The 12,584-nt window shown below is 70.1% G+C and carries 9 protein-coding genes and 1 pseudogene; all 10 read left to right on the forward strand.

Features of this window, described 5'->3' with window-relative positions; all coding sequences use genetic code 11:
* Positions 1-33: 33 nt before the first annotated feature.
* On the forward strand, positions 34-1,053 hold the full coding sequence (locus ACIQM3_RS14410) for a rod shape-determining protein (RefSeq protein ID WP_015577137.1): 1,020 nt from the start codon (positions 34-36) through the stop codon (positions 1,051-1,053).
* A 97-nt stretch (positions 1,054-1,150) separates the two neighbouring features.
* A complete protein-coding gene (mreC, locus tag ACIQM3_RS14415) occupies positions 1,151-2,209 on the forward strand; it encodes a rod shape-determining protein MreC (protein WP_401623617.1) in 1,059 nt (352 codons plus the stop codon).
* A gap of 10 nt (positions 2,210-2,219) precedes the next feature.
* Positions 2,220-2,882 carry a rod shape-determining protein MreD gene (gene mreD / locus ACIQM3_RS14420; RefSeq protein ID WP_401623619.1) on the forward strand — a complete coding sequence of 221 codons (663 nt, stop codon included), beginning with the start codon at positions 2,220-2,222 and terminating at the stop codon, positions 2,880-2,882.
* 64 nt (positions 2,883-2,946) lie between these two features.
* On the forward strand, positions 2,947-5,121 hold the full coding sequence (mrdA, locus tag ACIQM3_RS14425) for a penicillin-binding protein 2 (protein WP_401623621.1): 2,175 nt from the start codon (positions 2,947-2,949) through the stop codon (positions 5,119-5,121).
* Positions 5,121-6,314, forward strand: a complete 1,194-nt coding sequence (gene rodA, locus ACIQM3_RS14430) for a rod shape-determining protein RodA (RefSeq protein ID WP_401623623.1) — start codon at positions 5,121-5,123, stop codon at positions 6,312-6,314. Before mrdA ends, rodA begins: the two co-directional genes overlap by 1 nt.
* Before the next feature lie 108 nt (positions 6,315-6,422).
* A complete protein-coding gene (locus ACIQM3_RS14435) occupies positions 6,423-7,952 on the forward strand; it encodes a CHAD domain-containing protein (protein ID WP_401623625.1) in 1,530 nt (509 codons plus the stop codon).
* A gap of 50 nt (positions 7,953-8,002) precedes the next feature.
* Positions 8,003-9,928, forward strand: a complete 1,926-nt coding sequence (locus tag ACIQM3_RS14440) for a TIGR03960 family B12-binding radical SAM protein (protein ID WP_401623627.1) — start codon at positions 8,003-8,005, stop codon at positions 9,926-9,928.
* Positions 9,929-10,108: 180 nt separating this feature from the next.
* On the forward strand, positions 10,109-11,242 hold the full coding sequence (locus ACIQM3_RS14445; protein ID WP_401623629.1) for a hypothetical protein: 1,134 nt from the start codon (positions 10,109-10,111) through the stop codon (positions 11,240-11,242).
* Between the two features lie 122 nt (positions 11,243-11,364).
* Positions 11,365-12,144, forward strand: a complete 780-nt coding sequence (locus tag ACIQM3_RS14450) for a TIGR03936 family radical SAM-associated protein (protein ID WP_401623631.1) — start codon at positions 11,365-11,367, stop codon at positions 12,142-12,144.
* A 229-nt stretch (positions 12,145-12,373) separates the two neighbouring features.
* Positions 12,374-12,584, forward strand: a pseudogene (locus ACIQM3_RS14455) (hypothetical protein); the annotation flags it as partial.

A 12,584-nucleotide genomic window follows, 5' to 3' on the forward strand; every position in this document is an offset into this window, starting at 1 on the left:
CGACGCATCCTCATGGGGAACAAGGGGAACTCAATGTCGTTCATCGGCCGTGACATGGCTATCGACCTCGGGACTGCCAACACGCTGGTGTACGTCAGGGGGCGCGGCATCGTTCTGAACGAGCCGTCCGTCGTGGCCATCAACACCAACACCGGCGGAATCCTGGCGGTCGGCTCCGAGGCAAAGAAGATGATCGGCCGCACACCGGGCAACATCGTTGCCGTGCGGCCCCTGAAGGACGGCGTGATCGCCGACTTCGAGATCACGGAGCGCATGCTCCGCTACTTCATCCTCAAGATCCACAAGCGCCGCTACCTGGCCCGCCCGCGGGTCGTCGTCTGTGTGCCCTCCGGCATCACAGGGGTCGAGCGACGCGCCGTCATCGAGGCGTCGACGCAGGCCGGCGCGCGCCAGGTGCACATCATCGAGGAGCCCATGGCCGCGGCCATCGGCTCCGGGCTGCCGGTCCACGAGGCCACCGGCAACATGGTCGTCGACATCGGTGGCGGCACCACCGAGGTCGCCGTGATCTCGCTCGGCGGAATCGTCACTGCCCAGTCCATCCGGGTCGCCGGGGACGAGCTGGACAACGCGATCATCCAGCACGTCAAGAAGGAGTACTCCCTCCTCCTCGGTGAGCGGACCGCCGAACAGATCAAGATCACGATCGGTTCGGCCTTCGAGATGGAGAAGGACGAGCACACCGAGATCCGCGGACGCGACCTGGTCTCGGGCCTGCCCAAGACCGTCGTCATCTCCGCGACCGAGGTCCGCAAGGCCATCGAGGAACCGGTCAACGCGATCGTCGACGCCGTGAAGACGACGCTCGACAAGTGCCCGCCGGAGCTCTCGGGCGACGTCATGGACCGCGGGATCGTCCTCACCGGCGGCGGTGCGCTCCTGCGCGGACTCGACGAGCGGCTCCGCCACGAGACGGGCATGCCGATCCACATCGCCGAGGACCCGCTGGACTCCGTGGCTCTCGGATCCGGCAAGTGCGTCGAGGAGTTCGAGGCACTCCAGCAGGTGCTGGACGCCCAGCCCCGACGTTAGAACACGATGTTCCGCCGTACGGGCACTGCCGCCCCGTACGGCGGAACGTTGGTATACAGGCACGAACATTCCGACGAGGAAGGCACGGCCGCCGCACGTGAGGGACACACGAGAGAGCCGGCTGCTCCTGGTGCTGCTGATCGCCATCGCATTCGCCCTGATCACGGTGGATATCCGCGGTGGCGAGGCATCGCCGGTGGACGGAGCACGGCAGGCAGCCGCCACGGTCTTCGGTCCGGTCGAGAACGGCGTCTCGGCGGCGGTGGACCCGGTGGGCAACGCCATCGGCGCCGTACGGGACTCCGGTGACCGGCACGACCGGATCGCGGCCCTGGAGCACGAGAACGCCGCGCTGAAGACGAAGCTCGGCAGCGACGACCGCAACACCAGCAAGGTCCGCCAGCTAGACAGCATGCTGAAGACCGCCGGGGCCGGCCAGTACGGCATCAAGGCCGCCCAGGTCATCGCCATAGGAGCGGCCCAGGGCTTCTCCTGGACCATCACCATCGACGCCGGCGCGAACGACGGCATCGCGCGCGACATGACCGTACTCAACGGCGAAGGGCTCGTCGGCCGGGTCACCACCGTCGGCCCGAACACCGCGACCGTCCTGCTGGCCAACGACCCCGACTTCACCGTCGGCACCCGGATGGAGAAGACCGACGAGCTCGGCTTCGCCACCGGACAGGGATCCCGGCCGCTGTCGGTCCAGTTCCTCAACGGCAAGGCCGACGTCAAGAAGGGTGACCGGCTGGTCACCTTCGGGTCCAGCAAGGACAAGCCCTTCGTCCCCGGCGTGCCGGTCGGCGAGGTGGTCCGCGTCGACCCGTCCGGCGGAGACCTCACCCGGACCGTCTTCGTCCGCCCGTACGTCGGCTTCACCAAGCTCGACGTCGTGGGCATCGTCGTCCAGGCGCCTCGCGAGGACCCCCGCGACATGGTCCTGCCGAAGCAGCCCAAGAAGCCGGAGAAGCCCAAGCCCACCCCGACCGTCACCGTCACCGTCCAGCCGAACGGCGACCTCGTCGACGGCAGCGGAAAGGTCGTCGGGAACGTCAACGAGAAACCCGACGCCTCCGCCTCCCCGGGTGCCTCCCCGGACGCCTCCGGCGACACCGGCACGGCCGCCGGTGACGCGGCGGACGACCAGGAATAGAGCTGACCTCATGCGCTTGAACAGAATCCTGCTCGCCGTCGCCCTGGTCGTCGTCGCCCTCGTCATCCAGGTCTCCGTCCTCGCCCGGCTCCAGCTGCCCGGAGCCACCCCCGACCTGCTGCTCCTCGTGGTCCTCGGACTCGCCTTCGTGTACGGACCGGTCAGCGGAGCCCTCATCGGCTTCGGCGCGGGTCTCCTCGCGGACCTGGCACCGCCCGCCGACCATGCCGCCGGGCGCTACGCCCTGGTGCTCTGTGTCATCGGCTACCTCGCCGGAATGGCCCGCCCGGAGAAGGGCCAGCTCAAGTCGGCGTTCGCCCCGATGGCCTTCGTCGTCGCCGCGGCGCTCGGATCGACCCTGCTGTACGCCGGTGTCGGCGCGCTCGTCGGTGACACGGCGGCCCGTCATGTGGGCCTGGGCAGCCTGCTGTTCACCGCCGTGGTGTACGACCTGCTCCTGGCACCGTTCACCGTTCCGCTGATCATGGCGCTCGCCAGACGCACCGAGAACGACCCGGTCGCCGACAGTTCCGGCAGCGGTGACGTCGCCGCCGGCTGGCTGGCCACCGGCACCGGGCTGCGGATCGGCAGCCAGCGGGGCGGGATGCGCCTGCGGGCTGCCCGCAGCCGCGCCGCACGCGCAGGAAGGATCAAGGGGGTCAAGCGCCTGTGAGGCTGTCTTCTTCCGGGGGCGACCCCCGTACCCCCTGCCGACCCACCAGCACCGGGGGCACCTCGTGAGCAACATCCCGGAGACGGGCCGGACCCAGCGGGTCCAGATCCGCCTCGTCGTCATCCAGGTCCTCGTCTTCTCGCTGCTCCTGACGCTCGGGGGCCGGCTCTGGTACCTCCAGATCCGCAACGGGCAGGAGTACACCGACGAGGCCAAGAACAACCACGTCCAGCAGGTCGTGCAGCCCGCCGTCCGCGGAGCCATCCTCGACGCCCGCGGTGTGCCCCTCGCCGACAACGAGACCCGCCTCGTGGTCTCCGCGAGCCGCACCGAGCTCATGAAGATGAAGGACGACGGCGTCGGTGTCCTCACCCGGCTGGCCGACGTCCTCGACATGAAGCCCAAGGACGTCCAGGACAAGGTCCGGCTCTGCGACGCCAAGACCCCGCAGCCCTGCTGGAACGGCTCGCCCTACCAGCCGATCCCGGTCACCGACGAGGCCACCACCCAGCAGGCCCTCACGATCCGTGAGCGCGCCGAGGACTTCCCCGGCATCACGGCCGAGCCCACCGCCGTGCGCCGCTACGCCGCACCCGGCAAGGCCAACACCGCCCAGGTCCTCGGCTACCTCTCGCCCGTCACCGACGAAGAGGTCACCAAGGCGCAGGACTCCGACTCGCCCTACCTCCGCTCCGACCAGGTCGGCCGCTCCGGCCTGGAGCGCACGTACGACAAGGAGCTGCGCGGCAAGGCCGGCGTCACCCGCTACGAGGTCGACAACCTCGGCCGTGTCATCGGGCAGGCGCAGAACGACGAGGCGGAGCCCGGTTCCAGCGTCGTCACGTCCATCGACGCCCGGGTCCAGGCCGTCGCCGAGTACGAGCTCAACAAGGCGATGGAGACGGCCCGCAAGGAGATGGACCGCAACACCAACGAGCTGTACAAGGCCGACTCCGGCGCCGTCGTCGTCATGGAGGCCAAGACCGGGCGCATCGTGTCCATGGCCTCCCTGCCGACGTACGACCCCAACGCCTGGATCGGCGGCATCTCCGCCAAGGACTACGCCAAGCTCACCGGCAAGAAGTCGAACTTCCCGCTGCTGAACCGCGCCATCCAGGGCACGGCCGCACCCGGCTCGATCTTCAAGGTCATCTCGTCGACCGCCGCCGTCAACGCCGGATACGACTTCGACGGCAACTACCCCTGCCCGAGCTCGTACTCCATCGGCGGCCAGGTCTTCAAGAACTTCGAGTCCCAGGGCTACGGCAGCATCAGCCTCGGGCGCGCCCTCGAGGTCTCCTGCGACACCGTCTACTACGGCCTGGCGCACAAGGAATGGGCGAAGGACGGCGGCAACAAGCCGAAGAAGGACCCGGCGGACTGGTTCTACAAGACCGCCCACCAGTTCGGGCTCGGCAAGGAGACCGGCATCGACCTCCCCAACGAGGTCGCCGGCCGCGTTCCCGACCGCCAGTGGAAGCAGGACTTCTACGACGCCAACAAGGCGGCCTGGTGCAAGCAGGGCAAGAAGAACGGCACGTACGTCGAGAAGATCGCGTACGAAGGGTGCATCGAGGGCAACAAGATGCGCGCCGGTGACTCCGTCAACTACTCGATCGGCCAGGGTGACACGCTCGTCACCCCGATCCAGATGGCGACGATCTACTCCGCGATCTCCAACGGCGGCACCCTGTACGACCCGACCGTCGGCAAGGCCGTCGTCAGCGGCGACGGCAAGGACGTCCAGGAGATCGCGCCCCAGGCCCACGGCAAGCTGCCCTTCAAGGGAGACACGCGCGACAAGATAGACAAAGCCCTCGCGGGAGTCGCGACCGTGGGCAGCGCCGCCTGGCGATTCGGCGGATGGCCCCAGGACAAGATCCCGATGCACGCCAAGACGGGCACGGCCGAGGTCTACGGCAAGCAGACGACCTCCTGGTTCGCCACGTACACCAAGGACTACTCGATCGTCATGACGATCTCCCAGGGTGGTACGGGCTCCGGAGCGTCCGGCCCCGCCGTGCGCAACATCTACAACGCGCTCTACGGGCTCGACGCGAGCGGCAAGCAGGACCTCAAGAAGGCGCTGCTGCCCGCGCCCCAGAAGACCCTGCCCAAGATCAAGCCGGACGGCCAGATCGAGTCGCCCAAGATCAAGCCGTACACCCCCGCGCCCGTCGACGACGGGACGCAGGCGCTCGCGGGCGCCCTGCCCGCGACCGTGGGGAGGCGGGACTGATGGCAGGTTTCTCCGTCTCGCGCTACGCCCCCGAGGAACGCTCCGTCTGGGTCAAGCTCACCGCCCGCGACTCCGTCGTGCGGCGGCTGGACTGGCCCCTGCTCGGATCGGCACTCGCGCTGTCCTTCGTCGGCTCGCTGCTGGTCTGGTCGGCGACCCGTAACCGTGAGTCCCTCACGCACGGCGATCCCTACTACTTCCTCTTCCGGCACGCGCTCAACACCGGCATCGGCCTCGCGCTGATGATCGGCACCCTCTGGCTCGGGCACCGCACCCTGCGGGGGGCGGTGCCGGTCCTCTACGGGCTGTCGGTCCTGCTCGTCCTCGCGGTTCTCACCCCGCTGGGCGCGACCGTCAACGGCGCGCACGCGTGGATCCTGCTTCCCGGCGGCTTCTCCCTCCAGCCCTCCGAGTTCACCAAGATCACGATCATCCTGGGCATGGCGATGCTGCTCGCCGCCCGGGTCGACGCGGGCGACCAGCTGCACCCCGACCACCGGACCGTCGCCAAGGCCCTCGGCCTGGCGCTGGTCCCGATGGCCGTCGTCATGCTGATGCCCGACCTCGGCTCCGTGATGGTCATGGCCGTCATCGTGCTCGGCGTGCTCCTCGCCTCCGGCGCGTCCAACCGCTGGGTCTTCGGGCTCCTCGGCGCGGGCACGGCGGGGGCGGTGGCCGTCTGGCAGCTCGGCGTCCTGGACGACTACCAGATCGCCCGCTTCGCGGCCTTCGCCAACCCGGCGCTCGACCCGGCCGGCGTCGGCTACAACACCAACCAGGCCCGCATCGCGATCGGCTCCGGCGGACTCACCGGCACCGGGCTTTTCAACGGCTCCCAGACGACGGGTCAGTTCGTCCCCGAGCAGCAGACCGACTTCGTCTTCACCGTCGCGGGCGAGGAGCTCGGCTTCCTCGGAGCCGGACTGATCATCGTCCTGCTCGGCGTCGTCCTGTGGCGGGCCTGCCGTATCGCCCGGGGGACGACCGAGCTGTACGGGACGATCGTGGCCGCCGGCATCATCGCCTGGTTCGCCTTCCAGTCCTTCGAGAACATCGGCATGACACTCGGGATCATGCCGGTGGCCGGACTTCCGCTGCCGTTCGTGTCCTACGGGGGCTCGTCGATGTTCGCCGTCTGGGTGGCCGTCGGACTGCTTCAGTCGATCAAGGTGCAACGGCCGATGTCGGCCTGAGCGCTCAGGCCGTCCCGCACAGGCCGTCCCGCACAGGCCGTCCGGCTCAGGCCGGACGGCCTCGGCTCCGTTCTGCATATCCGGGGGCATCGCGGATAGGTTCGTCATATGGCGGACTCGAAGCGTGAGATCGAGCGAAAGTACGAAGCGACTCCCGAGACCAAACTGCCCGACCTGACCCGTGCGGCCGGGGTCTCCACGGTTGTCCACCGGGGCCTCAGCGAGCTGGACGCCGTCTACTACGACACCGAGGACTTCCGGCTGGCCTCGGACTCCCTCACGCTGCGCCGCAGAACGGGAGGGGACGACGCCGGGTGGCACCTCAAGCTCCCCGTCTCCGCCGACGTCCGTGACGAGATCAGGGCCCCCCTCACCGACACCCTGCCGCCCGCCCTCGGCGAGCTGCTCCGCTCCCGGGTGCGGAACACGCCGGTGACCCCCGTCGTCCGGATTTTCTCCGCCCGGGACGTCCACCACCTCCTCGACGAGGGCGGAGCCCTGCTCGCCGAGCTGAGCATCGACGAGGTCCTCGCGGAGCGGCTCACCGAGGAGGGGCACGGCACCACGTCGGCGTGGACCGAGCTGGAGGTCGAGCTGGCCGACGGCGTCGACCCCGCCGTCCTCGACGCCGTCGAGCGGCGGCTGCGCAAGGCCGGTGTCCGGCCCTCGGCCGCGCCGTCCAAGCTGGCCAGGGCGCTGGCCGAGACCGCTCCCGGGAAGCCGCGGCCGGCGAAGACGAAGGAGCGTTCCCCGCGCACCGCGGGCGACCATGTCCTCGCCTACGTACGCCGCCAGGTCACGGCCCTCGTCGAGCTCGACCCCGCCGTACGCCGCGACCTGCCCGACAGCGTGCACCGCATGCGGGTCGCCACCCGCAGGCTGCGCAGCGCCTTCAGGACGTACCGCAAGGTGCTCGACCGGAACGTCACCGATCCGCTCCGCGCCGAGCTGAAGTGGCTCGCCGCCGAGCTCGGGGTCGACCGCGACCAGGAAGTCCTCGGTGAACGGCTCCGCTCCCATGCCGCCGCACTGCCCGACACCCTCCTCCTCGGCCCCGTGAGCGCCCGGCTGACGCTCACCTCCGTCGCCAGGCGCACCGGTTCACGCCGACGGGTCGCCTCCGTGCTCGACTCGGAGCGCTACCTTGCCCTGCTGGACTCCCTGGACGCTCTCCTCGCCGACCCGCCCCTGCTCCCCGCAGCCGCGCGGCCGCCGCGGGACGCCCTGCCCCGCGCCGTGCTCAAGGACTACGAACGCCTCGCCACCCGCGTCGAGCACGCCCTGGACCAGCAGCCCGGCGCGGAACGCGACGTGGCCATGCACGAGGCGCGAAAGGCCGCCAAGCGCGTCCGGTACGCCGCCGAGGCCGCCAGGCCGGCGCTGGGCAAACCGGCCAAGAAGTTCGCCAAACGGATGAAGTCCGTGCAGTCGGTCCTCGGAGACCACCAGGACAGCGTCGTATCCCGGGACGCCCTGCGCACCCTGGCGGTGCAGGCCCACGGCGCGGGGGAGTCCGCGTTCACCTGGGGCCTCCTCTACGGGCATGAGGAGGCCGCGGCGGCGGCACGGGAACGCGAGCTGCCCGAGGTCTGGGCCCGGGCGTCACGGCCGGAGCTTCGCGCGGCGTTGAAAGGCTGAGCACCGGGTTACGCTTGGTGGTCACCCCTGCCAGCTACGAAGGTCCTCAGATGTCTGCCGAGTCGGTCTTCCCACAGCTCGAAGCTCTGCTCCCGCATGTGCAGAAGCCCATTCAGTACGTCGGCGGTGAGCTGAACTCCACCGTCAAACCGTGGGACGAGTGCGACGTCCGCTGGGCACTCATGTACCCGGACGCCTACGAGGTCGGACTCCCCAACCAGGGCGTCATGATCCTCTACGAGGTGCTCAACGAGCGCGAGGGCGTCCTCGCCGAGCGCACGTACAGCGTGTGGCCCGACCTCGAGGAGCTGATGCGCGAGCACAAGGTGCCCCAGTTCACCGTGGACAGCCACCGCCCCGTCGGCGCCTTCGACGTGTTCGGTCTCAGCTTCTCCACCGAGCTCGGCTACACCAACATGCTCACGGCCCTCGATCTCGCGGGCATCCCGCTGGAGTCCAAGGACCGCACCGTCGACCACCCGATCGTGCTGGCGGGCGGCCACGCCGCGTTCAACCCCGAGCCGATCGCGGACTTCATCGACTGCGCGGTCATCGGCGACGGCGAGCAGGCCGTCCTGGAGATCACCGAGATCATCCGCGCCTGGAAGGCCGAGGGCCGGCCCGGTGGCCGCGAGGAGGTGCTGTTCCGTCTCGCGAGGACGGGCGGCGTCTACGTCCCCGGCTTCTACGACGTCGAATACCTCCCCGACGGCCGCATCGGCCGCGTCGTGCCCAACAAGTCCGGCGTGCCGTGGCGGGTGTCCAAGCACACCGTCATGGACCTCGACGAATGGCCGTACCCCAAGCAGCCGCTCGTCCCCCTCGCCGAGACCGTCCACGAGCGGATGTCCGTGGAGATCTTCCGCGGCTGCACCCGCGGCTGCCGTTTCTGCCAGGCCGGCATGATCACGCGTCCCGTGCGGGAGCGAAGCATCACCGGCATCGGCGAGATGGTGGAGAAGGGGCTCAAGGCCACCGGCTTCGAGGAGGTCGGCCTCCTGTCGCTCTCCTCCGCGGACCACACCGAGATCGGTGACATCGCCAAGGGCCTCGCCGACCGCTACACCGACGACAAGATCGGCCTCTCGCTGCCCTCCACCCGCGTCGACGCGTTCAACGTGGACCTGGCCAACGAGCTGACCCGCAACGGCCGCAGGTCCGGCCTCACCTTCGCCCCCGAGGGCGGCTCCGAGCGCATGCGCAAGGTCATCAACAAGATGGTCTCGGAGGAGGACCTGATCCGTACGGTCGCCACCGCGTACGGCAACGGCTGGCGCCAGGTGAAGCTGTACTTCATGTGCGGCCTGCCCACCGAGACCGACGAGGACGTCCTGCAGATCGGTGACATGGCGGTCAACGTGATCGCCAAGGGCCGTGAGGTCTCCGGGCAGAACGACATCCGCTGCACCGTCTCCATCGGCGGTTTCGTGCCCAAGCCGCACACCCCCTTCCAGTGGGCCCCGCAGCTCAGCGCCGAGGACACCGACGCCCGGCTGAAGAAGCTCCGGGACAAGATCCGCGACGACAAGAAGTACGGCCGTTCCATCGGTTTCCGCTACCACGACGGCAAGCCCGGCATCGTCGAGGGCCTGCTCTCCCGCGGTGACCGCCGGGTGGGCTCCGTCATCCGCGAGGTCTACGAGTCCGGCGGCCGCTTCGACGGCTGGCGCGAGCACTTCAGCTACGACCTGTGGATGAGGAGCGCGGAGAAGGCGCTCCCCGCCTTCGGCGTCGACGTCGACTGGTACACCACCCGCGAGCGGACGTACGAGGAGGTCCTGCCCTGGGACCACCTGGACTCCGGTCTCGACAAGGACTGGCTCTGGGAGGACTGGCAGGACTCCCTCGACGAGACCGAGGTCGAGGACTGCCGCTGGACGCCGTGCTTCGACTGCGGCGTGTGCCCGCAGCTCGACCTGGACATCCAGATCGGCCCCACCGGGAAGAAGCTCCTGCCGCTCACAGTGGTGAAGTAACACCGCGCCCTCGTACGGGTGACAGCCGTTCCCGCCCCGCCTGGCCCCTGCCCGGCGGGGCGGACCGCTGTCAGGGCGGTGTGCTCCCCTCCCGGACCGCCCGTCGTGCTCCGGGAGGCGGCGTAACGGAGTTTTTCCCCGCCGGGAAACCCCTGGGAGGGTCTTCGCGTCCCTGACGGTATGGACCTCGACAAGCGCCGCACGCCCACGCCGCACGAAGGCGGAGAAGGCTGTCTGACGACCGTCGTCAGGATTCCCGTCAGGATCGTGGTGCTCGTCCTGGTCCTGCCGGTCCGGATGCTCTGGGACCTTCTCGTCGCGGGAGGCCGTCTCGCGGAACGGGTGCTGCTGCGCCCCCTCGGACGGGCGCTGGAGTGGCTGTACGACCAGATGCTCGTCCCGGCCGGGAGAGCGCTCGCCTGGCTGACCGTGGCCGTTCTCGTATGGCCCTGGGTAGGCCTGTGGCGTTACGTCGTCGTCCCGGTCGTCCGGTACGGGGTCGTCGTCCCGCTGGTGTGGCTCTACGGAGCCGTGCTCACCCCGGCCGGACACGGCCTGCGGTGGGTGTACGCCAAGCTGCTCGTCCCGGCGGTCACCGGACTCGTCACCTTCCTCCTGGTGTGGCCCGCCGTCGGCGTGTGGCGGTACGTCCTGAAGCCGCTCGGCATCGCGGCCGACCGGCTCGTGGTCCACCTGGTCGTGCTGCCGCTCGTGTGGGTCCACCGGCATGTGCTGACCCCGGTGGGACACGGCATCGCGTGGACGCTCCTGATGGCCGGAAAAGGGATCGCCGCCACCGGCCGGGGGCTGTGGACCGCCGTCGTATGGCTGGTCATGACCCTGGTCGTGCTGCCGCTCGCGTGGGTGTACCGCCGGGTCCTGGCGCCGGTGGGCCGGGAGATCGCGGCGGCCTTCGGTGTCGCCTGGCGGATCGCCGGGTTCATCTCCCGCGCCGTCGGCCGCGCCCTGGCCTGGCTGGCGTGGCACTTGGTCGGTGCGCCGGTGACCTGGGTCTACCGCGCGGTGTGCACACCGGTGGGGCACTTCCTGCGCGACGTGGCCTGGGCGCCCGTCAAGCGGGTCGCGCTGGAGGCGGGACGGGCGGCCCGCGGCGCACTCGCCTCGGCCCGGGAGACCCTCCGCGCGGCCCGCAGGGACGCGTGGCGCGCACTGGTGGGACCACCGCAGGTCACGGACGCGCGGGAACTCGATGGGTCCGCTGCGCGTACCCTGGGTAGGACAACGACTGTCCCCAGCGCGGCGCCCGCACCCGAGATCTCCCTGCTTGCCGACGAAACCGTCAAGCGGGGGTGAGCCGGAGCGGCACCCCGGGGCACCCTGTACTTCGTGGGCGGCACGCCACCGCGGCCGCCCCGCACCGAGGAGAAGAACCACTGGGCAAGCGACAGCCCGAAGGCCCGCCGCCCGCACCGGCGGTGCAGCGCATCCGACTGCGCTACACCAAGCGGGGCCGCCTCCGGTTCACCAGTCACAGAGACTTCCAGCGTGCCTTCGAGCGGGCGCTGCGCCGCTCCGAGGTGCCGATGGCCTACTCGGCCGGCTTCACCCCGCACCCGAAGGTGTCGTACGCCAACGCCGCCCCCACGGGGACGGGCAGCGAGGCCGAATTCCTGGAGATCGCCCTCACCGAGGCACGGGATCCGGACACTCTGCGCAAGCTGCTCGACGCGTCGATGCCCGACGGCCTCGACGTCATCGACGCGGTGGAGGCCCGTACCTCGGGCCTCGCGGACCGGCTGACCGCCTCCGTATGGGAGATGCGGCTGGACGGGGTCACCGTCCAGGACGCCGAAAAGGCCGTCGCCGCCTTCCTGGGCGCGGAGACCGTGGAGGTCCAGCGCCGTGCGAAGAACGGCATGCGGACCTTCGACGCCCGTGCCGCGGTCGCCGGTCTGGAGGCCCTTGATCCACAGCCTGATAGGTCCGGGGACAGGCCTTGTGCGATACTGCGCCTGGTAGTGCGGCACGTGACACCTGCCGTGCGACCCGACGACGTCCTGTCCGGTCTCCGAGCTGTGGCCGACCTGGCGCCGCCGGTCCCCGCAGCGGTGACCAGGCTGGCGCAGGGGCTCTTCGACGAGGAGTCCGGCACGGTGACCGACCCGCTCGCGCCTGACCGCGAGGCAGCCCCGGCCGTTCCCACGGCCGATCCGGCAGCCGCCGCGACGGCGCCGGAAGGTGCAGGTTCCGCGTAAGGCGGTCGTTGTAGCGCAGCCCTTGGACTCGGGAGCCACCTGGGTCGGGCCGCGCACCGCCCCATAAGACTTTCGCCAGGCCGTGCGTAACGCGTACGGAACCGGCGAGCCAGACATCAGTTCCCGTGCGGCGCCCGCGCCCCGGACGGCGGTATCGCGCACATCGCGCGAATCGCGTCGGACCGGAACAAGGCGTGGCGCCCGGGAGCGCGACGGGAGAACCGCCCGCATGCACGAGCCGAACGAACCCGGTAACACCGGAAACTCCGTAAACACGGAGGACAACAACGCCCCCGGGGACAAGCTGCCGCCGCGCCGCAGGCGCCGCGCGGCGTCCCGCCCCGCCGGCCCGCCGTCGGGCGCGCCGGGCGCGTCCGCCGCCGAGGACGTCACGTCGGCCACACCGGCCGCCTCCGTTGAGCAGGCCGAGCCGGCCGAGG

Origin of the sequence: Streptomyces sp. NPDC091271 (genome assembly GCF_044757505.1) — a bacterium.
In the GTDB taxonomy this organism is placed as follows: Bacteria; Actinomycetota; Actinomycetes; order Streptomycetales; family Streptomycetaceae; genus Streptomyces.

Bases quoted from the DNA above. Each gene is read 5' to 3' on its own strand.
- ACIQM3_RS14445 (WP_401623629.1), top strand. From the start codon at position 10,109: ATGGACCTCGACAAGCGCCGCACGCCCACGCCGCACGAAGGCGGAGAA.
- ACIQM3_RS14440 (WP_401623627.1), top strand. From the start codon at position 8,003: ATGTCTGCCGAGTCGGTCTTCCCACAGCTCGAAGCTCTGCTCCCGCAT.
- mreD (WP_401623619.1), top strand. From the start codon at position 2,220: ATGCGCTTGAACAGAATCCTGCTCGCCGTCGCCCTGGTCGTCGTCGCC.
- ACIQM3_RS14410 (WP_015577137.1), top strand. From the start codon at position 34: ATGTCGTTCATCGGCCGTGACATGGCTATCGACCTCGGGACTGCCAAC.
- rodA (WP_401623623.1), top strand. From the start codon at position 5,121: ATGGCAGGTTTCTCCGTCTCGCGCTACGCCCCCGAGGAACGCTCCGTC.
- ACIQM3_RS14435 (WP_401623625.1), top strand. From the start codon at position 6,423: ATGGCGGACTCGAAGCGTGAGATCGAGCGAAAGTACGAAGCGACTCCC.